This window comes from Streptomyces sp. JH002 (assembly GCF_050916115.1).
Taxonomy (GTDB): Bacteria; Actinomycetota; Actinomycetes; order Streptomycetales; family Streptomycetaceae; genus Streptomyces; species Streptomyces xiamenensis.
This window is the reverse complement of the sequence record NZ_CP087989.1, coordinates 5,714,251-5,737,250: the sequence shown is the minus strand read 5'-3', so window position 1 is coordinate 5,737,250 and position 23,000 is coordinate 5,714,251. Positions and strand designations below refer to the sequence as shown.

20 protein-coding genes are annotated in these 23,000 nt (G+C 72.8%); 9 read left to right on the top strand and 11 right to left on the bottom strand.

The features are described 5' to 3' along the window. Positions 1–48: 48 nt before the first annotated feature. Positions 49–717 carry a response regulator gene (locus H7827_RS26350; protein WP_030727452.1) on the top strand — a complete coding sequence of 223 codons (669 nt, stop codon included), beginning with the start codon at positions 49–51 and terminating at the stop codon, positions 715–717. Positions 718–766: 49 nt separating this feature from the next. Here H7827_RS26350 and H7827_RS26345 read toward each other — a convergent pair whose 3' ends face one another. Together H7827_RS26345 and metH are read right to left on the bottom strand one after the other, a co-directional pair. Further along, positions 767–1,501: an HAD family hydrolase gene (locus tag H7827_RS26345; protein WP_432747599.1), complete on the bottom strand. Its 735-nt coding sequence runs from the start codon at positions 1,499–1,501 to the stop codon at positions 767–769. A 145-nt stretch (positions 1,502–1,646) separates the two neighbouring features. Beyond that, positions 1,647–5,159, bottom strand: coding sequence for a methionine synthase (gene metH / locus H7827_RS26340; protein ID WP_432747598.1), 3,513 nt, complete (start codon positions 5,157–5,159; stop codon positions 1,647–1,649). A gap of 232 nt (positions 5,160–5,391) precedes the next feature. Between metH and H7827_RS26335 the strand changes: the two genes are divergently transcribed. From H7827_RS26335 to H7827_RS26315, 5 genes are all read left to right on the top strand, one after another. After that, positions 5,392–6,156 carry an IclR family transcriptional regulator gene (locus H7827_RS26335; RefSeq protein WP_386540760.1) on the top strand — a complete coding sequence of 255 codons (765 nt, stop codon included), beginning with the start codon at positions 5,392–5,394 and terminating at the stop codon, positions 6,154–6,156. A 156-nt stretch (positions 6,157–6,312) separates the two neighbouring features. Then, positions 6,313–7,125 carry an MIP/aquaporin family protein gene (locus tag H7827_RS26330; RefSeq protein ID WP_030727465.1) on the top strand — a complete coding sequence of 271 codons (813 nt, stop codon included), beginning with the start codon at positions 6,313–6,315 and terminating at the stop codon, positions 7,123–7,125. 51 nt (positions 7,126–7,176) lie between these two features. Beyond that, entirely contained in the window at positions 7,177–8,721 is a 1,545-nt protein-coding gene (gene glpK, locus H7827_RS26325; RefSeq protein WP_386540756.1) for a glycerol kinase GlpK, read from the top strand. Between the two features lie 6 nt (positions 8,722–8,727). Next, positions 8,728–10,341, top strand: a complete 1,614-nt coding sequence (locus H7827_RS26320; RefSeq protein WP_432747597.1) for an FAD-dependent oxidoreductase — start codon at positions 8,728–8,730, stop codon at positions 10,339–10,341. A 160-nt stretch (positions 10,342–10,501) separates the two neighbouring features. Further along, a complete protein-coding gene (locus tag H7827_RS26315) occupies positions 10,502–11,515 on the top strand; it encodes a PAC2 family protein (RefSeq protein ID WP_030727479.1) in 1,014 nt (337 codons plus the stop codon). Between the two features lie 96 nt (positions 11,516–11,611). On the opposite strand, the gene mshC is transcribed toward H7827_RS26315, so the two are convergent. The 5 genes from mshC to H7827_RS26290 all read right to left on the bottom strand — a co-directional run bounded on the left by mshC (position 11,612) and on the right by H7827_RS26290 (position 16,314). Beyond that, the gene (mshC, locus tag H7827_RS26310) at positions 11,612–12,841 is read right to left on the bottom strand and encodes a cysteine--1-D-myo-inosityl 2-amino-2-deoxy-alpha-D-glucopyranoside ligase (protein ID WP_432747596.1); all 1,230 of its coding nucleotides are present in this window, start codon (positions 12,839–12,841) and stop codon (positions 11,612–11,614) included. 91 nt (positions 12,842–12,932) lie between these two features. Next, entirely contained in the window at positions 12,933–13,838 is a 906-nt protein-coding gene (locus H7827_RS26305) for an SCO1664 family protein (RefSeq protein WP_432747595.1), read from the bottom strand. Then, a complete protein-coding gene (locus H7827_RS26300; RefSeq protein WP_200368288.1) occupies positions 13,799–14,392 on the bottom strand; it encodes a DUF3090 domain-containing protein in 594 nt (197 codons plus the stop codon). Before H7827_RS26300 ends, H7827_RS26305 begins: the two co-directional genes overlap by 40 nt. A gap of 76 nt (positions 14,393–14,468) precedes the next feature. Further along, entirely contained in the window at positions 14,469–15,161 is a 693-nt protein-coding gene (locus H7827_RS26295; protein WP_432747594.1) for an MSMEG_4193 family putative phosphomutase, read from the bottom strand. 103 nt (positions 15,162–15,264) lie between these two features. Beyond that, positions 15,265–16,314: an LLM class F420-dependent oxidoreductase gene (locus tag H7827_RS26290; RefSeq protein ID WP_386541990.1), complete on the bottom strand. Its 1,050-nt coding sequence runs from the start codon at positions 16,312–16,314 to the stop codon at positions 15,265–15,267. A gap of 74 nt (positions 16,315–16,388) precedes the next feature. Between H7827_RS26290 and H7827_RS26285 the strand changes: the two genes are divergently transcribed. Together H7827_RS26285 and H7827_RS26280 are read left to right on the top strand one after the other, a co-directional pair. Beyond that, positions 16,389–17,372, top strand: coding sequence for an aldo/keto reductase (locus H7827_RS26285; protein ID WP_386541989.1), 984 nt, complete (start codon positions 16,389–16,391; stop codon positions 17,370–17,372). Then, positions 17,369–19,288, top strand: coding sequence for an ATP-binding domain-containing protein (locus tag H7827_RS26280; protein WP_432747593.1), 1,920 nt, complete (start codon positions 17,369–17,371; stop codon positions 19,286–19,288). The genes H7827_RS26285 and H7827_RS26280 overlap by 4 nt, the downstream gene beginning before the upstream one ends. Positions 19,289–19,316: 28 nt before the next feature. Here H7827_RS26280 and H7827_RS26275 read toward each other — a convergent pair whose 3' ends face one another. Beyond that, positions 19,317–19,976 (bottom strand): hypothetical protein, encoded by a 660-nt coding sequence (locus H7827_RS26275; protein ID WP_046722808.1) that lies wholly within the window; start codon positions 19,974–19,976, stop codon positions 19,317–19,319. Between the two features lie 47 nt (positions 19,977–20,023). Here H7827_RS26275 and H7827_RS26270 point away from each other — a divergent pair, with 47 nt between their 5' ends. After that, entirely contained in the window at positions 20,024–20,212 is a 189-nt protein-coding gene (locus tag H7827_RS26270; RefSeq protein ID WP_386542163.1) for a DUF5703 family protein, read from the top strand. A 58-nt stretch (positions 20,213–20,270) separates the two neighbouring features. Here H7827_RS26270 and H7827_RS26265 read toward each other — a convergent pair whose 3' ends face one another. From H7827_RS26265 to H7827_RS26255, 3 genes are all read right to left on the bottom strand, one after another. Then, positions 20,271–21,104 carry a chaplin gene (locus tag H7827_RS26265; protein ID WP_432747592.1) on the bottom strand — a complete coding sequence of 278 codons (834 nt, stop codon included), beginning with the start codon at positions 21,102–21,104 and terminating at the stop codon, positions 20,271–20,273. A 150-nt stretch (positions 21,105–21,254) separates the two neighbouring features. Beyond that, the gene (locus H7827_RS26260; RefSeq protein ID WP_030727506.1) at positions 21,255–21,488 is read right to left on the bottom strand and encodes a chaplin; all 234 of its coding nucleotides are present in this window, start codon (positions 21,486–21,488) and stop codon (positions 21,255–21,257) included. A 124-nt stretch (positions 21,489–21,612) separates the two neighbouring features. After that, positions 21,613–22,965 (bottom strand): M20/M25/M40 family metallo-hydrolase, encoded by a 1,353-nt coding sequence (locus H7827_RS26255; RefSeq protein ID WP_432747591.1) that lies wholly within the window; start codon positions 22,963–22,965, stop codon positions 21,613–21,615. Positions 22,966–23,000 lie beyond the last annotated feature (35 nt).

The following is a 23,000-nucleotide window of genomic DNA, read 5'->3' as shown; positions in this document are numbered from 1 at the left end:
GCGTGGGCGAGAATGGTGCCGCCTGCCGTTTGATCGAGGGGTTGGTCCATGCCCATCCGCGTTCTGCTGGTCGACGATCAGCCGCTGCTGCGTACCGGTTTCCGGATGATCCTGGAGGCCGAGGGGGATGTGGCCGTGGTCGGCGAGGCCGGCGACGGGCTCCAGGCCCTGGACCAGGTGCGGGCCCTGCAGCCCGATGTGGTGCTGATGGACATCCGGATGCCCCGGATGGACGGGGTGGAGGCCACGCGGCGGATCACCGGGCCGCAGCGGAACGGCCCGGCCAGGGTGCTGGTACTGACCACCTTCGATCTGGACGAGTACGTGATCGAGGCGCTGCGGGCGGGGGCCGCCGGTTTTCTGCTCAAGGACGCGCCGGCCGCCGAGCTGGTGCAGGCGATCCGGGTGGTGGCGGCGGGCGAGGCGATGCTGGCGCCGAGCGTGACGCGGCGGCTGCTGGACAAGTACGCGGGGAAGCTGCCCTCGGGGGAGGAGGCCGTGCCGCACGCGCTGGGCACGCTGACCGAGCGCGAGGTGGAGGTGCTGAAGCTGGTGGCGCGCGGGCTTTCCAACGCGGAGATCGCGGCGGATCTGTTCGTGAGCGAGACCACGGTCAAGACGCATGTGGGCCATGTGCTGACCAAGCTCCAGCTGCGCGACCGGGTGCAGGCCGCGGTGTACGCCTACGAGAGCGGCCTGGTGCGGCCCGGCAACTGACACCCGCCCCGCGGGCACGGCGCGCGGGGCACGGGCGCGGCCGGCGCCGTCAGACCGGGTCGGCCGCGCGGGCGGGGCCCCGGGCCGGGGCGCGGTGGTGCAGGGCGCGCAGGAACGCGACGCTGATCTCCTCCAGTGAGGTGACCACGGTTCGCCCCGGGGCGGGGGGTACGGGCGCCACCGAGGGCACCGCGATGACCTGGCACCCGGCGGCCTCGGCGGAGGCGACGCCGGTGAGGGTGTCCTCCACGGCCACGCAGCGCGCCGGGTCGGCACCGAGCCCGGCGGCGGCGGTGAGGTACGGGTCCGGGTGCGGCTTGGTGCGGGTCAGCTCGTCGCCGGCGACGGTCAGCGCGAAGTGGTGGGCGCCGATGGAGCCCAGCATCCGGTCGATGACGGTGCGGTGCGAGGCGGAGACCAGGGCGGTGGGCACCCGGTGCGCGGCCAGCTCGGTCAGCAGCCGGTGGGCGCCGGGCATGAGCGCGATCCCCTGGTCCAGGCGGCGCAGAAAGGCGGCGTTCAGGGCGTCCCGCGCCTCGTCCAGGGTGATGTCGGCGCCGGTGGCCTCGATGAGGAAGCCGGCGCTGCGGGTCATCGGCCCGCCCACCACGACGGCCCGGTACTCCTCGGACAGGGTGTGACCCAGGCCCGCGAAGACCTCGACCTCGGCGTCCCACCAGAATCCCTCGGTGTCCACGAGGGTGCCGTCCATGTCCAGCAGCACGGCCTGCGGCAGCGGGCCCGCGACGGCGGCGGGGTCGATGACGGACGGGGAACTGGTCATCCGTGGTCCCTTCGGGGAGCAGGACGGCCGGTCGTCACCCCTCCGGATCGGGAGAGGAACGACCGGCCGCTTACCGGACAGATCATTCTACGGTGCTGTGGGGTGGTTCGCCCGGGCAGACACCTGTTCGGCCGGTTCCCGGGGATCAGCGGGCGTTGAAGTAGTTGGCCTCGGGGTGGTGCAGGACGATCGCGTCGGTGGACTGCTCGGGGTGCAGCTGGAACTCCTCGGACAGGGTGACCCCGATCCGCTCGGGCTGGAGCAGCTCGGCGATCTTGGCGCGGTCCTCCAGGTCGGGGCAGGCGGGGTAGCCCAGGGAGTACCGGCAGCCCTGGTACTCGGTGCGGAACATTCCGGCCAGGGCGGCCGGGTCGGAGCCGCCGATGCCCAGTTCGGCGCGGACCCGGGCGTGCCAGAACTCGGCGAGCGCCTCGGCGAGCTGGACGGACAGCCCGTGCAGCTCCAGATAGTCGCGGTAGGCGTCGGCGGCGAACAGTTCAGCGGTGGCGCCGGAGACCCGGGAGCCGACGGTGACGGCCTGCAGGGCGACCACGTCCGTCTCGCCGCTGTCCGCCGGGCGGAAGAAGTCGGCCAGGCACAGCCGCCGGCCGCGGCGCTGGCGGGGGAAGGTGAAGCGGGTGCGTTCCTTGCCGTCCTCGTCGAGGATCACCAGGTCCTGGCCCTCGGCGTGGCAGGGGAAGTAGCCGTAGACGACGGCCGCCTCCAGGAGGTTGTCGGTGTGCAGCCGGTCCAGCCAGCCGCGCAGCCGGGGGCGTCCCTCGGTCTCCAGCAGTTCCTCGTAGTCGGGGCCCTCGCCGCTGCGGCTGCCCTTGAGCCCCCACTGGCCCTTGAAGAGGGCGTCCTCGTCCAGCCAGGCGGCGTAGTCCTTGAGCGGGATGCCCTTGATGACGCGGGTGCCGAGGAACGGGGCGGTGGGCAGCGGTACGTCGGTGGCGGTGGCCGAGCGGCCCACCGGCTCCTCGGTGTCCTCCTGCGGCAGGGCGGCGGGGCGGGCGGCGACCCGGCGCTTCTTCAGCTCGGGGAGGGTGGCGCCGGGCACGCCGCGCTTGACGGCGATCAGGGCGTCCATCAGCCGCAGGCCCTCGAAGGCGTCGCGGGCGTAGCGGACCTCGCCCTGGTAGACCTCGTGCAGGTCCTGCTCGACATAGGCGCGGGTGAGGGCGGCGCCGCCGAGGATGACCGGGTAGTCGGCGGCCATGCCGCGCTGGTTGAGCTCCTCCAGGTTCTCCTTCATGATCACCGTGGACTTCACCAGCAGCCCGGACATCCCGATGACATCGGCGCGGTGTTCCTCGGCGGCGTCCAGGATGGCGGTCACCGGCTGCTTGATGCCGAGGTTGACGACGTTGTAGCCGTTGTTGGACAGGATGATGTCGACCAGGTTCTTGCCGATGTCGTGGACGTCGCCGCGCACGGTGGCGAGCACGATGGTGCCCTTGCCCTCGTCGTCGGACTTCTCCATGTGCGGTTCGAGGTGGGCGACGGCGGTCTTCATGACCTCGGCGGACTGGAGCACGAAGGGCAGCTGCATCTGTCCCGAACCGAACAGCTCGCCGACCGTCTTCATGCCCTCCAGCAGGGTCTCGTTGACGATCTCCAGGGCGGGGCGGGTGGTGAGCGCCTCGTCGAGGTCGGCCTCCAGTCCCTTGCGCTCGCCGTCGACGATGCGCCGGCGCAGCCGCTCCTCCAGGGGCAGGGCGAGCAGTTCCTCGGTCTTGCCGGCCCGCATGGACTTGGCGTCCACGCCCTCGAAGAGTTCGAGGAAGCGCTGGAGCGGGTCGTAGCCCTCTCGGCGCCGGTCGTGGATGAGGTCGAGGGCGACCTGGACCTGTTCGTCCTCGATCCGGGCGATGGGCAGGATCTTGGCGGCGTGCACGATGGCGGAGTCCAGGCCGGCCTTGACGCATTCGTCGAGGAAGACCGAGTTGAGGACGAGCCGGGCCGCCGGGTTGAGGCCGAAGGAGATGTTGGACAGGCCCAGGGTGGTCTGCACCTGGGGGTGGCGCCGCTTCAGCTCCCTGATGGCCTCGATGGTGTGCACCCCGTCGCGGCGGGACTCCTCCTGGCCGGTGCAGATGGTGAAGGTGAGGCAGTCGATGATGATGTCGCTCTCGGCCACGCCCCAGTTGCCGGTGAGGTCGGCGATGATGCGCTCGGCGATGGCGACCTTGTCCTCGGGGGTGCGGGCCTGGCCGCGTTCGTCGATGGTGAGGGCCATCAGTGCCGCGCCGTGCTCCACCGCCATCCGGGTGACCTTGGCGAACCGCGAGTCGGGGCCGTCGCCGTCCTCGTAGTTCACGGAGTTGATGACGGCCCGGCCGCCGAGCCGCTCCAGGCCGGCCTCCAGGACGGCGGGCTCGGTGGAGTCCAGCACGATGGGCAGGGTGGAGGCGGTGGCGAGCCGGCCGGCCAGTTCGGACATGTCGGCGGCGCCGTCGCGGCCGACGTAGTCCACGCACAGGTCGAGCAGGTGGGCGCCCTCGCGGATCTGTTCGCGGGCCAGCTCGACGCAGTCCTCCCAGCGGCCCTCCAGCATGGCCTCGCGGAACTTCTTGGAGCCGTTCGCGTTGGTGCGCTCGCCGATGGCGAGGTAGGAGGCGTCCTGCCGGAACGGCACGGTCTGGTAGAGGGAGGCGGCGCCGGGCTCGGGGCGCGGGTCGCGCGCGCCGGGGGTCAGCCCGCGCACCCGCTCCACGACCTGCCGCAGGTGCTCGGGGGTGGTGCCGCAGCAGCCGCCGATCAGGGAGAGGCCGAATTCGCCGATGAAGGTCTGGTGGGCGTCGGCGAGCTCGGCGGGGCCCAGCGGGTAGTGGGCGCCGTCCTTGCCGAGGACGGGCAGCCCGGCGTTGGGCATGCAGGAGATGGGGATGGTGGCGTGCTGGGAGAGATAGCGCAGGTGCTCGCTCATCTCGGCCGGCCCGGTGGCGCAGTTCAGGCCGATCATGTCGATGCCCAGCGGTTCCAGGGCGGTGAGGGCGGCGCCGATCTCGGAGCCCAGCAGCATGGTGCCGGTGGTCTCGACGGTGACCTGGACGACGAGCGGCAGGTCGACGCCGGTGGCGGCCGCGGCGCGGCGGGCGCCGAGCACGGCGGCCTTGGTCTGGAGCAGGTCCTGGGCGGTCTCCACCAGCAGGGCGTCGGCGCCGCCGGCGATCAGGCCCTCCGCGTTCTGCTGGTACGCGTCGCGCAGGTCGGCGTAGCGGATGTGGCCGAGGGTGGGCAGCTTGGTGCCGGGGCCGATGGAGCCCAGTACCCAGCGCTGCCGTCCGTCGCGCGCGGCGCAGTCGTCGGCGGTCTCGCGGGCGATGCGGGCACCGGCCTCGGAGAGCTCGGCGATGCGTTCGGGGATGTCGTACTCGCCGAGTGCGGCGAGGTTGGCGCCGAAGGTGTTGGTCTCCACGCAGTCCACGCCGGCGTCGAAGTACTCCTGGTGGACGGAGCGCACGATGTCCGGGCGGGTGACGTTCAGGACCTCGTTGCACCCTTCCAGCTGCTCGAAGTCGTCCAGGGAGGGCTCGGCGGCCTGGAGCATGGTGCCCATGCCGCCGTCGGCGACGACGACGCGGGAGGCGAAGGCCCGGCGCAGTGCGGCGGCGCGGTCGGCCTGGGTGTGCGGGGACAGGATGGGCGAGGCCATGAAGGTGCTCCTGGTGTGCGACGGCTGTCGGCTATGCGCTCCCGCGGGGGGAGGCACTCGCTCAGCGTATCCGCAGTGGTGGCGGATTCCCGGAGGCCTTCCGGGGAGTGGGACGGTCGTAGACTCATGACATCCCCGGTGCTATCGACATCACCGGATGATGTTCGGCATTGTCGAATGGTGCGAGCGGGCGGCAGGGCCCGCTGAGGGCGTGAACGGCAGGAGGCGTCTCATGGCGCGGACCATTCAGTCACTGGAACGGGCCGCCGCGGTGCTGCGGCTGCTGGCCGGCGGCGAGCGGCGGCTGGGCCTGTCCGACATCGCCTCGTCCATCGGTCTGGCCAAGGCCACCACGCACGGGCTGCTGCGCACCCTCCAGCAGGAGGGCTTCGTCGAGCAGGACGCGTCCTCGGGCAAGTACCAGCTGGGCGCCGAGTTGCTGCGGCTGGGCAACAGCTACCTGGACGTGCACGAGCTGCGGGCCAGGGCGCTGGTGTGGACGGACGACCTGGCCCGCTCCAGCGGCGAGAGCGCCTATGTGGGGGTGCTGCACCAGCGGGGGGTGCTGATCGTCCACCACGTCTTCCGGCCCGACGACTCCCGGCAGGTATTGGAGGTCGGGGCGATGCAGCCGCTGCACAGCACGGCGCTGGGCAAGGTGCTCGCGGCCTACGACCCGGTGGCGCACAACGAGGCCGTCGAGGCGGGCTTCGCCGCGATCACGGATCGCACCGTGGTGGATCAGGCGGCCTTCGACCGGGATCTGGACACCGTCAGGGCCCGCGGCTGGGCCGGCGATGTCGGCGAGACGTGGGACGGGGTGGCCTCGGTGGCGGCCCCGATCCTGGACCGGCGGCGGATGCCGGTGGGCGCGGTGGGCATCACCGGCGCCGTGGAGCGCATGCAGGAGGACGGCGAGCTGCGCCCCCGGCTGATCGCGGCGGTGCGGGACTGCGCGCGATCCGTGTCGCGCGACCTCGGATCCGGTCGATTCTAGAACAATACGGACATTCGTCAGCTCCCTGTCGTTTCTTGCATCACATCCCTTGACGGCAGCCTCACTGAAGAGAAAACTCGCGTTCAGTGGTCGACATTGTCGAACACTGGACGGAGCTCTACCTGGTCCGCTGGACAAAGGACAAAGGAGTCACGGGTGTCCAACTCCGAAATCTTCTACGGCGAGGTGCTCGGCACCGCCGTACTGATCCTGCTCGGCGCCGGTGTCGTCGCCGGTGTCGTGCTGAAGAAATCCAAGGCGTTCGGCGCCGGCTGGGTCGCGATCACCTTCGGGTGGGGCATCGCCGTGCTCGCCGGCGTGTACGTCTCCACCGAGATCTCCGGGGCGCACCTGAACCCGGCCGTCACCCTCGGGATCATGATCGTGCACGGCGGATGGAGCCAGTTCTGGGTCTACATCCTGGGGCAGTTCACCGGCGCGATGCTGGGCGCCATCGGCGTGTGGATCGGCTACTACGGCCACTTCCACGCCCATCTGACCGACCGCGAGGAGGAGGGCGGCTCCCGCACCCCCGGCGTACGGGCGTACGACGAACCGCGCCCGACGCGTGAGCGGCGCGCCGCGACGCGCGGCGAGCCAGGACCGGTGCTCGGCATCTTCTCCACCGCCCCCGAGATCCGCGTCTACTGGCAGAACGTGGCCACCGAGATCCTGGGCACCTTCGTGCTGGTCTCCGTCGTACTGGCCACCGGCGTCAACGACGCCCTCCAGGTCACCGCCATCGGCGGCCTGCTGGTGGCCCTCACCGTGCTCGGCATCGGCCTGTCCCTGGGCGGTCCGACCGGATACGCCATCAACCCGGCCCGTGACCTGGGCCCGCGCATCGTCCACGCGCTGCTGCCGCTGCCCAACAAGGGCGGCTCCGACTGGTCCTACTCCTGGGTCCCGGTGGTCGGCCCGATGCTCGGCGGAGCCGCCGCGGCCGGTATCCACCAGCTGGTGTTCTGACCCGCAGGCCGCCCGTCCCGCCCCCGTACCGAAAGATCAGGAGCCGACCGCATGAGCGAGACGCACGACCCCGACTTCTCCTCCGAGCAGCGCCAGTACATCGCCGCCATCGACCAGGGCACCACCTCCTCCCGGTGCATCGTCTTCGACCACGACGGACGCATCGTCTCGGTCGACCAGAAGGAGCACGAACAGATCTTCCCCAAGCCCGGCTGGGTGGAGCACAACGCCGCGGAGATCTGGGCCAACGTCCAGGAAGTGGTCGCCGGGGCCCTGGAGAAGGCCAAGATCACCAAGGACCACGTCAAGGCCATCGGCATCACCAACCAGCGCGAGACCACCCTGCTGTGGGACCGCCGCACCGGCGAGCCGGTGCACAACGCCATCGTCTGGCAGGACACCCGCACCGACGCGCTCTGCCGCGAGCTGGGCCGCAACGTGGGCCAGGACCGCTTCCGCCGCGAGACCGGCCTGCCGCTGTCCGCCTACTTCGCCGGGCCCAAGATCCGCTGGCTGCTGGACAACGTCGAAGGGCTGCGCGAGCGCGCCGAACGCGGCGACCTGCTGTTCGGCACCATGGACTCCTGGGTGATCTGGAACCTCACCGGCGGCGTCGACGGCGGGCGGCACGTCACCGACGTCACCAACGCCTCGCGCACCATGCTGATGAACCTGCGCACCATGGACTGGGACGAGCGCATCCTGTCCTCGATGCAGGTGCCCGCCGCCGTGCTGCCCGAGATCCGCTCCTCGGCCGAGGTCTACGGCCACGCCAAGGGCGGCCCGCTGGACGGCGTGCCGGTGGCCTCCGCGCTCGGCGACCAGCAGGCGGCGCTGTTCGGGCAGACCTGCTACGACGTCGGCGAGGCCAAGTCCACGTACGGCACCGGCACGTTCCTGCTGATGAACACCGGCACCGAGGCCGTCAACTCGTATGCCGGGCTGCTGACCACCGTCGGCTACCGCATCGGTGACCAGCCCACGGTGTACGCGCTGGAGGGGTCCATCGCGATCACCGGCGCCCTGGTGCAGTGGATGCGCGACCAGATGGGCATCATCCACTCGGCGGCCGAGATCGAGACCCTGGCCAGGACGGTGGAGGACAACGGTGGCGCGTACTTCGTACCGGCGTTCTCCGGCCTGTTCGCCCCCTACTGGCGCTCGGACGCGCGCGGCGTCATCGCCGGGCTGACCCGCTATGTCACCAAGGCGCACATCGCCCGAGCCGTGCTGGAGGCCACCGCCTGGCAGACCCGCGAGATCGTCGACGCCATGAGGAAGGACTCCGGCGTCGAGCTCACCTCGCTGCGGGTCGACGGAGGCATGACCTCCAACAACCTGCTGATGCAGAACATCTCGGACTTCCTGGACGCGCCGGTGGTGCGGCCCATGGTCTCCGAGACCACCTGTCTGGGGGCCGCCTACGCGGCCGGACTCGCCGTCGGCTTCTGGTCGGACGTCAGCGAACTGCGCGCCAACTGGCGCCGGGCGGCCGAATGGACCCCCGAGATGGACGCGGCCGACCGCGACCGTGAGTACAAGCTCTGGCTCAAGGCCGTGCAGCGGACCATGGGCTGGCTCGAAGAGGAGGACTGAGAACCGATGAACACCCCGCAGCACACCACGGACGCCTCCGGGGCCGCGATATCCGCGACCCCGGCCGCCGGCCGCACCGAGACCCGGGAGCGGCTGGCCGGCTCCGCCTACGATCTGCTGGTGATCGGCGGCGGCATCCTGGGCACCTCGGTGGCCTGGCACGCCGCGCAGTCGGGGCTGCGGGTGGCGATGGTGGACGCCGGCGACTTCGCCGGCGCCACCTCCTCCGCCTCCTCCAAGCTGGTGCACGGCGGACTGCGCTACCTCCAGACCGGCGCGGTCAGGCTGGTGGCCGAGAACCACCACGAGCGCCGGGTGCTCGCCAAGGACGTGGCCCCGCACCTGGTCAACCCGCTCACCTTCCACCTCCCCGTCTACAAGGACGGCCCGCACGGCGCCGCCAAGCTCGGCGCCGGGGTGTTCGCCTACTCGGCGCTGTCCGCCTTCGGCGACGGGGTCGGCCGGATCATCTCCCCCGCCAAGGCCGCCGCCGCCAACCCGGCGCTGCGCACCGACAACCTCAAGGCCGTGGCGGTCTACGGCGACCACCAGATGAACGACGCCCGCGTCGCCGTCCTCACGGTGCGCGCCACCGTCGCCGCCGGCGCCGCCGTCCTCAACCACGCCGAGGTCACCGGGCTGCGCTTCACCCACGGCCGGGTCACCGGCGCCGAGGTCCGCGACCGCGTCGACGGCACCGAGTTCGGCATCAGTGCCCGCCTGGTGCTCAACGCCACCGGCCCCTGGGTGGACCACCTGCGCCGCCTGGAGCACCCCGGCGCCGCCCCCAGCGTCCGGCTCTCCAAGGGCGCCCACATCGTGCTGCGCCGCATCGCCCCCTGGCGCGCCGCGCTCGCCACCCCGGTCGACAAGTACCGCATCACCTTCGCCCTCCCCTGGGAGGACCAGCTGCTGCTGGGCACCACCGACGAGCCGTACGAGGGCGACCCGGGCGAGGTGCGCGCCACCGAGGCCGACATCCAGCAGATCCTGGCCGAGGCCGCGCTGTCGGTGCGCGACACCCAGCTCGACCGCGACCTGCTCACCTACGCCTTCGCCGGACTGCGCGTCCTGCCCGGCGGGCCGGGCGGGGTGGAGTCCGCCAAGCGCGAGACCGTCGTCACCGAGGGGCGCGGCGGGATGCTGTCGGTGGCCGGCGGCAAGTGGACCACCTACCGGCACATCGGCCGTACGGTGCTGGCCAAACTCGCCAAGCTGCCAGGGCTCGGCATCGCCGAGGACATGGAGCCGGTACGGGAGCTGGTGCGCCGCGCCCCGCTGCCCGGGGTCGCCAACCCCAACGCGGTCGCGCACCGGCTGCTGGTGGACAGCGAGCCGGGCGGCCGGATGGATCCGCTGACCGCGCGCCATCTGGCCACCCACTACGGCTCGCTCGCCCTGGAGATCGCGGACCTGGTGCGCCGGGACCCGGCGCTCGGCGAGCGCATCCACCCGGCGGGCCCGGAGATCTGGGCCCAGGTCGTCTACGCCCGCGACCAGGAGTGGGCCCAGACGGTGGACGACGTGCTGCGCCGCCGCACCACGGTCACCATCCGGGGCCTTGACACCGAGGAGGTGCGGGAGAAGGTGGCCGCCGTGCTGGCCCGCCGGGAGGGCTGAGAGCGTGGGGCCGCGCTCCCGTGCCGCGTCCCGGCCCGCCGATCCGATGCGTACAAAGGCCGTGGCCTGGGAACGGTGACGCCGTAGGCTGGGCCGCACGGAAGACAAACGGCAGCCGGGCCGGGCATACCACCCCGACCCGGCCGGAAGGAGGCGCTGGGTGATCGAGCTCGAGGGAGTTCCCGAGCTGGTCGACCCGGTCATGGTGGCCGCGTTCGAAGGCTGGAATGATGCCGGCGACGCCGCCTCCGCCGCGGTCGCGCATCTGGAGCGGGAGTGGAAGGGCGAGGTGTTCGCGGCGCTGGACGCCGAGGACTACTACGACTTCCAGGTCAACCGCCCGCTCATCTGGCTGGACGACGGCGTGCGCCGGATCACCTGGCCGACCACGCGGCTTTCCGTGATCCGCGGCGGCGCGACCGGGGGCTCCGGCAGACGGCGTGACCTGGTGCTGGTACGCGGCATCGAGCCGAGCATGCGCTGGCGGTCGTTCTGCAACGAGCTGCTGGGCTTCGCCCACGAGCTGGGCGTGGAGATGGTGGTGGTGCTCGGCGCGCTGCTGGGCGACACCCCGCACACCCGGCCGGTACCGGTCACCAGTGTCACCTCGGACGAGGAGCTGGCCCGCTCGCTGGATCTGGAGGAGTCCCGGTACGAGGGGCCGACCGGCATCGTGGGCATCTTCCAGGAAGCGTGCGCCCATGCCGGGTTCCCCGCGGTCAGCCTGTGGGCCTCGGTACCGCACTACGTCTCGCAGCCGCCCAACCCGAAGGCTTCCCTCGCCCTGCTGAACGCGCTGGAGGATCTGCTGGGGGTGGGCATCCCGCTGGGCGATCTGCCCGAGGACGCCCGCGCCTGGCAGCTGGGAGTGGACCAACTGGCCGCCGAGGACAGCGAGGTGGCGGAGTACGTCCAGTCCCTGGAGCAGGCGCGCGACACGGCGGAGCTGCCGGAGGCGTCGGGCGAGGCGATCGCCAAGGAGTTCGAGCGCTATCTGCGGCGCCGGGGCGGGCCGCAGGAGCCGGGCCCCGGGGAGCCGGGCGGCGCCGGGCCGTTCCTGAAGGATCCGAGCAGCGGGCGGGCCCGGCCGCGCCGGCGCCGCAAGCCGGAGAGCGACGCCGGGCCGCCGCCGACGGCGGAGGGCGGCGGGGGTCCGGCCGAGCCGGGCGAGTAACGTCCGTCCGGTTTACGCGCATCGATCCGGGCCCGTACGCGGTGCGTACGGGCCCGGTCCGCCGTCAGCGCCGGCCGCGGCGGGTGCGCGTGCCGGTCACAGGGCGACGCCGAGCAGGGCGTCCACGGCCCGCGAGACGACGCCGGGGGCGCCGGTGTCCTCGCCGCCGTCCGCCAGCTGGGCCGCGGCCCAGCGGTCAACGGCCGCGAGCGCGGCCGGTGCGTCCAGATCGTCGGCCAGCGCCTGTCTGATCTCCTCGACCAGGTCGAGCGCGGGCGGCCCGTCGGGGCGGGAGACCGCCGCCCGCCAGCGGGCCAGCCGCTGCTCGGCCTCCTCCAGCACCGCGGGCGTCCACTCCCAGTCGGCGCGGTAGTGCCGCGACAGCAGTGCCAGCCGGACGGCGGCCGGGTCGACGCCGTCGCGCCGCAGCTGGGAGACGAAGACCAGATTGCCCCGCGACTTGGACATCTTCTCGCCCTGGTACCCGACCATGCCCGCGTGCACATAGCTGGCGGCGAACGGGTACTCACCGGTGAGCGTCTGGGCGTGCGAGGCGCCCATCTCGTGGTGCGGGAAGGCCAGGTCGGAGCCGCCGCCCTGCACGTCGAAGCCCATGCCCAGGTGCTCCAGGGCGATCGCCACGCACTCGATGTGCCAGCCGGGACGCCCCGGGCCCAGGCTGCCGCCGTCCCAGGAGGGCTCGCCGGGGCGGGCGGCCAGCCACAGCAGCGGATCGAGCGGGTTCTTCTTGCCGGGGCGGTCCGGGTCGCCGCCGCGTTCGGCGGACAGCGCGCGCATGGTCGCCACGTCGAGCCCCGAGACCTTCCCGAAGTGCTCGTCGGCGGCCACCGAGTAGTAGATGTCACCGTCGAGTTCGTAGGCGGCGCCCTGCTCACGCAGCCGCTCCACCAGCGGCACGATGCCCGGTATGGCCTCCACCGCCCCGACGTAGTGGGCGGGCGGCAGCATCCGCAGCGCGGTCATGTCCTCGCGGAACAGCTCGGTCTCGCGCAGCGCGAGCGCCGTCCAGTCCTCGCCGGTGGCCACCGCCCGCTCCAGCAAAGGGTCGTCGATGTCGGTGACGTTCTGTACGTAGTGCACCTGCCGCCCCGTGTCCAGCCAGACCCGCTGCACGAGGTCGAACGCGGTGTAGGTGGCCGCGTGGCCCAGGTGAGTGGCGTCGTAGGGAGTGATTCCGCAGACGTAGAGCCGGGCCACGGGCCCGGGGGTGAGGGTCACCCGGCTCCCGGTGGCGGTGTCATGAATCCTGAGGTCGCGGCCCTGACCAGGCAGCGCGGGGACCTCGGAGGCGGGCCAGGCATACATGCCACGAGCCTATCCGCCCACGCACCGGCTTACACGGCGGGCCCGGTCAGGGGCGCGCGCCGGGGGCGTGGCACGGTTCCCCGGCCGGTGATCAGATCAGCGGCCAGGGGATGGCGGGCCACTCGCCGCCGGGGAGCGGATGACGGCCGGTGCGCAGCAGTTCCGCGACGCGCTCGCGCAGCGCGGCGTACTCGGCGGGGCTGATCAGCTCGGCGATCCGGGTGGCCGGTTCGCTGTCCGGATCGGCCAGCGCGTCCGACAGCCTGCGCAGCGCCTGGGGCACGCCGTCCGGCAGCGGCTCGCCCGCCCAGCCCCACAGCAGTGTGCGCAGCTTGTTCTCGGTGTGGAAGGTCACCCCGTGATCGATGCCGTACAGCCGGCCGTCGGGCTGGGGCAGCAGATGGCCGCCCTTGCGGTCGCCGTTGTTGATCACCGCGTCCAGGACGGCAACGCGGCGCAGCCGTTCGTCGTCCGCGTGCACCAGCAGGGCCGGGGTGCCGTCGCCGGTCTCCACCTGGCCGATCGCCCGCCAGCCGGGCCCTGGCTCGGTGCCCTCGGTCAGGGCCAGCAGTTCGGAGGGCGGGCCGGGCTCGGCACCGTCCGTGTCCTGCTCCTCCCCCGCCTCCGGCTCCGGGGCGTCGCGCGGGTCGGGGCCCACCCACAGCTGGCACATGGTCTCGCCGTGCGGCCCCTCGCGCAGCACGGTCGGCGGCACCAGGTCCCAGCCCAGCGCGCGGCACACCTCGTACGCGGCGACCTCACGGCGGGCCAGATTGCCCTCGGGGAAGTCCCACAGCGGGCGCTCGCCGGCCACCGGCTTGCACACGCAGGGCAGTTGCCGGCCACCGAGTTCGGCGGTGGCGTACAGGACCGCGTTGGAGGCTTCCGGGATCCGGCCGAGCACGGTGAGCGTGCCGTGCGCGAGGATCTTGGCGGCGTCCTCGTGGGGGCCGGGTGTCATGTCCGGCTGCGCCGGTACCCGTTCTGGCGCGGGCATACATGTCCCTCCGGGTCGAGCGGCAGGCTGCACAGCGGGCACGGCGGGCGGCCCGCCCCCACCACCTCCAGGGCGCGCTTGGCGAAGGCACGGGCCATGGTGCCGGACAGCCGCACCCGCAGCATGGGCGGGCCGTTCTCGTCGTCCCGCAGCAGCCGCTCCTCGGCCTCGGCGAACTCCTCCTCGGAGTCGGCCTCCAGCTCCACCAGGGCCTGGGCCTCCACGATCATCCGCTCGTTGTCGCCGTCCCAGGCCAGGGCCATGGTGCCGACCCGGAACTCCTCCTCGACGGGCACCTGGAGCGGCCCGGTGTCGGCGATCTCGGTGGGGGCGACGGCCGGGACGGAGGTGGACCCGCCGGAGCGGCGCACCACTTCGTCCAGCAGTTCGTCGATGCGCTGGGCGAGCGCCTCGACCTGGGCCTTCTCCAGGGCGACGCTGGTGGTGCGGGGGCCGGCCGTGGCCTGCAGGAAGAAGCTGCGCCGGCCAGGCAGTCCGACCGTCCCGGCGACGAATCGTTCCGGAGGGTCATAGAGGAACACCTGACGGGACACGTACTGCTCCGTTGGGTCGATGGCGGACTGTTGTCTGGCGACACTGGCACCCTACTGCGCGACACGATCACGGTGCCTAGGCACCGCCCCCGACCGGCGCCTCGGTCTCGGCGGTGCGGTCGCGTTCACCCGCCGGGGTGTGCGGCACGAACTCGCGCAGATCGCCCGTGTCGCCGAAGCGCAGCAGCAGGGGGTGGTCGCCGTAGCGGATGGCGGTGACGGAGGCCGGGTGCGGGGCGATGCGCTGGAAGTGGTCGAGGTGGAGGCCGAGGGCGTCGGCGACCAGCGCCTTGATGTTGTCGCCGTGGGTGCACAGCAGCCACACCGCGTCCTCGCCGTGCTCGCGGGCGAGGCGGGCGTCCCACTCCTGAGCGGCGGCTACCACCCGCTCGGCCATCCCGCGCAGGGCCTCACCGCCGGGGAAGCGTACGGCGGAGGGCCGGGTGCGGACGGTCGCCATCAGGGGCTGCTCGGCGAGTTCGCGCAGCGCGCGGCCGGTCCACTCGCCGTAGTCGCACTCGATGACCCGCTCCTCCTCGTACACCGGCAGGCCGGGGCGGGCCGCGCGCAGCGGCGCCAGGGTCTCCACGCAGCGCTGGAGCGGGCTGTGCACGGCGGCGGCCAGCGGCACCCCCGCCAGCCGCCCGGGGAGCGCGGCGGCCTGCTCGTGGCCGAAGTCGTCGAGGGCGGTGCCGGGGGCTCGCCCGGCGAGCAGTCCGGCGGAGTTGGCGGTGGTCCTGCCGTGGCGCAGCAGCAGCATGGTGGGCATGGGGCCAGCGTAGGACGGCGGGCCCCGGATCGGGGAGTGATCCCGTACGGGTCACCGCTGTTGGGGACCCGGGCCGGGCCGGGTCCCGCCGCTCGCGCGGGTCTCAGCCCAGGCCGGCCCGTTCCAGGGCCTCGGCGCCGGTCCGCAGGGCGCCGAGGCGCTCCTGGAGGGTGAGCCCGGCCGGGGCGAGGGACAGGGTGGTGACGCCGGCCTCGGCGTAGGCGCGCATCCGGTCGGCGATGCGCTCCACCGGCCCGATGAGGGTGGTGGAGTCGATGAGCGAGCGGGGTACGGCGGCGGCCGCGGCGGCCTTGTCGCCCGCCAGGTAGTGGTCCTGGATCTCGGCGGCCTCCTTCTCGTACCCCATGCGCCGGGCGAGCCGGTTGTAGAAGTTCTGTTCGCGGCTGCCCATGCCGCCGACGTACAGGGCGGTGTACGGGCGGAAGTGGTCGGCGAGGGTGTCCAGGTCCTCGCCCACGGCGATCGGGACGGTGGGGGCGATGTCGAAGCCGGTCAGATCGGCGCCGACGGCCGCCCGGCCCTCGCGCAGGGCGCCGAGTGTGGTGGCCTCGGCGTGTTCCGGCGAGAAGAAGATCAGCAGCGCGCCGTCGGCGATCTCGCCCGTCTGGCGGAGGTTCTTGGGGCCGATGGCGGCGATGTAGAGCGGGATGTGCTCGCGCACCGGGTGCACGGTGAGCTTGAGGGGCTTGCCGGGTCCGCCGGGCAGCGGGAGGGTCCAGTGTTCGCCCTCGTGGGTCAGCCGCTGCCGGGACATGGCGGTGCGGACGATCTGCACGTACTCGCGGGTGCGGGCCAGCGGTTTGTCGAACGTGACGCCGTACCAGCCCTCGGAGACCTGCGGCCCGGAGACGCCGAGGCCCAGCCGGAAACGCCCGCCGGACAGGGAGTCGAGGGTGGCGGCGGTCATGGCGGTCATGGCCGGGGCGCGGGCGGGGATCTGGAGGATGGCGGAGCCGACGTCGATCCGCTCGGTGTGAGCGGCGACCCAGGACAGCACCGTGGGCGCGTCGGAGCCGTACGCCTCCGCCGCCCAGCAGACGGCGTAGCCGAGCCGGTCGGCCTCCTTGGCCACCTCGAGGTTGTCGGCGTCCATTCCGGCGCCCCAGTAGCCGAGGTTGATTCCGAGCCGCATACGACCGCCTCTACTCGTCGGTAACCTGCCCTTGCGACGGACTCTACCTCCCGGCGCCAGTACGCTCAACGGCCATGGATCTTCGGCATCTGGGCCACACCGGCCTGCGCGTATCCCGGCTCGGGCTCGGCACGTTGAGGTGGGCGAGGGACACGGAGGAGCAGGACGCGGCGGAGCTGCTGAAGATGTTCTGGGAGGCGGGCGGCACGCTGCTCGACACGGCGGACGTGTACGCGGACGGCGGGGCCGAGTACCTGCTGGGCCGGCTGCTGGACTCCCTGGTCCCGCGGTCCGAGCTGGTGATCGCCACCAAGGCGGGCAGCGTGCCCGATCCCGACCGGCGCTTCGACGCCTCGCGCGGCCATCTGCTGGCGGCGCTGGACGCCTCGCTGGAGCGGCTGGGCACCGATTACGTCGATCTGTGGCAGGTGCATGCCTTCGATCCCATGACCCCGCTGGAGGAGACGCTCCAGGCCCTGGACATCGCGGTGAGCAGCGGGCGGGTGCGGTACGCCGGAGTCTCCAACTTCTGCGGCTGGCAGCTGGCGAAGGCGGCGACCTGGCAGCTGGGGGTGCCGGGGGCCCGCACCCGGCTGGCGAGCACCCAGATGGAGTACTCCCTGCTCCAGCGCGGCGTGGAGCGCGAGGTACTGCCGGCCGCCCTGGACCTGGGGGTGGGGCTGCTGCCGTCCTCCCCGCTGGGACGCGGGGTACTGACGGGCAAGTACCGGCACGGCACCCCGCCGGGTTCGCGCGGGGCCTCCACGACGCTGGCGGGGTTCGTCGCCCCGTACCTGGACGGGGCGGGGCGACGCGTGGTGGACGCGGTGGCCACCGCGGCGGACGGCCTCGCCGTCACCCCGGCGCAGGTCGCGCTCGCCTGGATACGGGACCGGCCCGGGGTGGCCGCGCCCATCGTCGGTGCGCGCACGGCACACCAACTGCACGAGGCGTTGTCAGTGGAGGACCTTAGGCTTCCTGACGAGATCTGCCGCGCGCTGGATGACATCTCGGCGCCGGTGCACCAGTACCCGGACCACGAGTGGAGTTCGCTGTGACCGCCGAGAACCAGTCGCCGCAGCCGGCCGAGGGCACCCCCGCGGGGGGCCTGGCGGACGAACTGCGGGCCGCGGTACGGGCGGTGGAGAGCGGGGAGCGGCCCGCCACGTCCTTCTTCACCCGGCCGGAGCCGGCGCCGCGGCCGGCCGCCGCACGGGCCGTGCCCCGTACCGGGGCGGAGCCGGCCGGCGGCGGGGCGCCGGTGGCCGTGCCGGCGGAGCTGGTGGAGCTGCTGGAGCGCGGCGGGGCGCCCGGGGAGCTGGGCGGCCGGGTGGCCGCGGCGCTGGGCGAGAGCGCGGCGGCCGAGCTGGCCGGCGACCCCTGGCGGCTGCTGGCGGTGCCCGGCATGCTGCCCGGGCAGGTGGACGGCTTCGCGCGGGCGCTGCTGGGCACCGAGTGCGATCCGCAGGACCCGCGCCGGGGTGTGGCGCTGACGGTGTGGCTGCTGGAACGGGCGGCACTGGCCGGGCACACCGCGCTGGAGGCCGCGGCGCTGGCCGAAGCGCTGGCGGGGCAGCGGGTGGCGGACCCGGAGGAGACCCTGCGCGCGGCCGTCGAGGAGGGCGCGGTGCTGGTCTTCCAGGACACCGTGGTGGCGGCGGGCGCCGGCGAAGAGACACCCGTCCGGGTGTTGTTCGGACTCGACCGTTACGCGCTCGCGGAGGAGAGCCTGGCCGACGGCCTGGCCCGGCTGCGCGGCTCGGCCCCCGCCGGGGACACGGACAGCGCCCGGGGCTGGGAGGAGGCGGCCGCCGGGGCTCCGAACCCGTCGGCCGCCGAGCTGATCAAGGCCGTGGCCGCACACCCGGTGGTGGCGCACAGCGGCGGCGAGGCGGCGCGGGCGGAGCCGGCCGCGCTGGTGGCGGCGGCCCGCCGGCTCGGGCTGCGGGCCTTCGCGGCAGCCCACGGCCCGGACGGACGGCAGCGGCTGGCGCGGGCGCTGCCGCCGCAGGACGCGGACGCGGCCGTCACGGTGAGCGGGCTGCTCGGCGGCACCGAGGGCCCCGAGCGGGACGCGGACGGGGCGCTGGCCCTGGACGTGCTGGCCGTGCTGGACGCGCCCCAGCTCACGGTGGAGACCGCGGCCACCTTGGTGGAGTCGCTGCCGGACGGCGCCCGGCTCGTGCTCAGCGGCGATCCGGCGGTGTTGGGGGCCGCGGGCCCCGGTCAGGTCCTGGCGGACGTGGCGGCCTGCGGGGGCGTACCGCATGTCACCTCGCGGACGCCGGACGAGGGCCCGGTGGGCGAACTGGTCTCCGGGATCGCCATCGGTGAGCTGTACCAGGTCGAGGCGCCCGGCAAGGAAGTGGTGATCGTGCCGGCGGGCGACGCCGGCGAGGCGGTGCACCGTACGGTCCAGCTGGTCACCGACTCCATCCCGCGCGCCGTGGGGATCCCGGCCGCCGAGGTGCGGGTGATCACAGTGGGGCACGGCGGCGCGGCGGGCACCCGGGTGCTGAACGCGGCCCTGAAGGAGCGGCTGAACCCGGGCCCCGGCCGGTTCGGCGGCTTCGACCCGGGCGACCAGGTCACCTACTCCCCCGCACCCGGCCGGAGCCGGCCCGCCACCGTCACCGGGGCCGACGCGGACGGGCTGCACCTCACCGCCCAGGAGGGGCCCCTCACCGTCCCCCGGGACCGGGTGGCGGGGACCGTACGGCACGGCTGGGCGATCACCGGGCACCAGGCCGCGGGGGCCCGCTGGCCGGCCGTGGTCGTGGTGCTGCCGGGCGACGCGGTGGCGGCGCTCGACCGGTCCTGGATCTACACCGCCTTCAGCCGGGCCGAGCGCCATCTCTCGGTGGTCCAGGGAATCGGACCCGCACTGGCCCAGGCGGTCGCGGCGCCCCCGGCGGCCGGCCGTGGCACCCGGCTGGCCGCGCTGCTGCGCCCCCAGCCGGTGGCGGGCGGCTGAGGGCGGGCGGCACGGGGCCGGGCTCCTGCTACCGCAGGGAGCCCAGGTCCTCCTCGTCGAAGGCGTCACTGATGTCGAAGCGGCAGATCACCCGCTCGGGGTCGACCGCCTCGAAGGGGGCCGCCAGCCACTCCCCCGGCTCCACCGGCTCGTCCCCGGCGGCCACCCACAGGGTCGCGTCGCCCTCCTCCAGGCCGAACTCCTTGTGCCGGGTGGCGATCTCGTCCGGGTCGAACTCCCCGAAGATCACCCCGAGCGCCGCGTGCAGGCTGCCCCCGGCGGCCTCGCGCACATCGGCGGCCTCCGCCCCGGTGGTCTCCGGGTCGAGTTCGGTGACGCGCTGCGCCTGGCCGCGCAGCCGCCGGGGGTCGACGACGACGTAGTCGCGCCGCATGAAGACACTCAGATACTCCGGCCGTTCCGGACCCGCGTAGCCGGTGGGGCCCTCGGTCGCGGGGACCTCGAAGGGCGTCACCTCGTCGTAGACGTCGTACAGCAGCTCGTCGTACACCTCACCGGCGGCCGCCATCTCGTTGAACGCGGTGTAGACATCGGCCTCCGCGTCGGCTTCGGCGGCCTGTCCGGTGGCCCGCCGTTCAATGGCTTCCAGGTGCCGGTCGATCGCGTTCTTGAGCGCGTCGGCGGCGGCGCGGACTTCGGCAGCCGTCGGCTGCACAGCATCAGACATGGTGCAGACGGTATCGGCATCGGGGCCCTGGACGCACAATGGATTCGATGCCGGAATATGAGTTTCGTGATGTGTATGTCCCCCGCACGGTCTCGCGTGCCGCTACCACGCGGCTGCTGACCGAGCAGGCCGAGTACGGGCAGTGGGAGCTGGCCCGGCTGCGGCTGTATCCGGACGGCAGCCGGAGGGTACGGCTGAGACGACGGATCATCCGCCAGCTGCGCCCGACCTGGTAACCCTCCGACACGACAGGTGGGCCCCGCGCGAACGCGGGGCCCACCTGGATGCGACTCGTCAGGACTGACGCGCCGCCCGGCCACGCCGGTACAGCACCACGCCACCGACCATCAGGCCGACGCCGAGGGGAAGCATCACGCCCAGGCCCGGGCCGCTGCTGCCGGTCTCGGCCAGCTCGCCGCCGCCCAGCTGCTCACTCGGCTCGTTGCCGGGCTGCTCCTCGTCGGGGGCCTCGGAGCCGCCGCCACCGGAACCGCCGACGTCGCCACCGCCGCCCGAACCACCGGAGCCGCCGGGACCGCCGGGCTCCTCGGAGTCCCCGCCGCCCGAACCACCGGAACCGCCGGGACCACCCGGACCACCGGAGCCACCGGAACCGCCCGGCTCCTCCGGCTGCTCGGGCTCGCCGGGCTCACCCGGGTGCTCCGGGTGCTCGACCGGGGGCGCCTCGATGTAGCACTCGTTGCCGAAGACCGGGTTCAGTACGCCCACCACGTCGATGCCGTTGCCGCAGGCGTTGACGGGGACATCGATGGGCACCTGGACGTTGTTGCCGGAGCCGACGCCGGGAGAGTCGACGGCGCCGCCCTCCGCCTGGGCCCCGCCCTGACCGGCCTCGTGGCCGGGTTCGTGCTTGCCGCCGCCGGGGGTGCCACTCTGGCAGGTGTTCCCGAAAGCGGGGTTCAGTACGCCGATCACATTGATCGTGTTGCCGCAGACGTTGATCGGCACATTGATCGGCACCTGAACGGTGTTGCCCGAAGCCACGCCGGGTGAATTGGCGGCACCGCCATGGGCGTCGGCGTCGGCGTGCGCCGTACCGCCCGCCATGGCCAGCATCCCGCCCGCGGCGGCTACGGAGAGCAGGCCCTTCCTGGTGACCTGTCGCATGGTGTTTCCCCTGCCTTGTTCCTTCATGGAGGCGCGGGGTGGGGGCTGAGGGCATCCCGCGCCCTGCGTAACGACCCCAGCGGTCCCGGAGCGCGGCGTGCGCGCTCCGGGACCGCCTGGTGTCAGGCCCTCATGGAGTGGGGCCGAATGTCACTTGGCGATGCAGGTGTTGCCGAAGGTGGGGTTCAGCAGCCCGATGATGTCGACGGTGTTGCCGCAGACGTTGACCGGGATGTGGATCGGCACCTGAACAACGTTGCCGGAGATGACACCGGGGGAGCCCACGGCCGCACCCTGGGCGCCGGAGCTGGCGACGGCCATGCCCGCACCCGCGAGCACCAGGCTGCCGGTGGCAGCCGCGGTGGCGACGACCTTCTTGATCATGCTTCCTCCTCGTAGACAATGCGGACCCAGCAGGGCCGCACCCCGAGTAACGAGGAGGAGAGAACAAGGCTACGAGGGTTAAGGGATATTCACCCATCCCGACTAACATCGCACACCGGAGCGATCAGCATTCGTCCAGGAAACGGTCGAGCACCCGGACCCCGAACTGCAGTCCCTCCACCGGAACCCGCTCGTCCACCCCATGGAACATCCCGGCGAAGTCCAGCTCCGGCGGCAGCTTCAGCGGCGCGAACCCGAAGCAGCGGATGCCCAGATCGTCGAAGGACTTGGCGTCGGTACCGCCCGAGAGCATGTACGGCACGGCCCGCGCGATCGGGTCGTGGGCCTGCAGCGCGCTCTGCATGGCGTCCACCAGCGCACCGTCGAAGGAGGTTTCCACGGCCTTGTCGGCGTGCACGTCCTCGCGCCTGACCCTCGGGCCCAGGATGCGGTCCAGGTCGGCGAGGAACTCCTCCTCGTAGCCCGGCAGAAAACGCCCGTCGACGTGCGCGGTCGCCTGCCCGGGGATCACGTTGACCTTGTAGCCGGCCCCCAACTGGGTCGGGGCGGCGGTGTTCTGGAGCGTCGCCCCGATGATCTTGGCGATGCCCCCCAGCTTGGCCAGCGTCTCGTCCATGTTCTCCGGGTCGAGCTCGGTGCCCAGCGCGTCCGACAGTTCGTCCAGGAAGGAACGCACCGTCTTGGTGACCCGCACCGGGAACTTGTGCCGGCCCAGCCGCCCCACGGCCTCGCACAGTTCGGTGATGGCGTTGTCGTCGTTGGTCATCGACCCGTGCCCGGCGGTGCCGTCCACGGTGAGCCGCATCCAGTGGATGCCCTTCTGGGCGGTCTCCACCAGATACAGCCGCAGCTTCTCGTTCACGGTGAAGGAGAACCCGCCGACCTCACCGATCGCCTCGGTCACCCCGTCGAAGAGGTCGCGGTGGTTGTCCACCAGATGCCGGGCCCCGTACACACCACCGGCCTCCTCGTCGGCGAGGAAGGCCAGCACGATGTCCCGCGGCGGCTTGCGCCCGCTGCGCATCCGCTCCCTGACCACCGCGAGGGTCATGGCGTCCATGTCCTTCATGTCGACCGCGCCGCGCCCCCACACGCAGCCGTCGGCGATCTCCCCGGAGAACGGATGGTGCGTCCAGTCCTCGGCGTTGGCCGGCACCACATCCGTGTGCCCGTGGATGAGCAGCGCGGGCCGGGAGGTGTCCTCCCCCTCGATCCGCGCCACCACGGAGGCCCGCCCCGGGTGCGACTCGATGATCTGCGGGTCGAGCCCGACCTCGGCCAGCTGACCGGCCACGAATTCGGCGGCGACCCGTTCACCGGGCCCGGAGTGATCCCCGTAGTTGCTGGTGTCGATGCGGATCAGGTCCCGGCACAGGTCCACGACCTCCTGCTCCGCCCGCTGCCCTCCGGCGTCCGATGCGCTCACGCTGTGCTCCTCACACGATGGGGTGCCCATCCTCCCCCGCCCCCCGGAGATCACCAAGGCCGGGA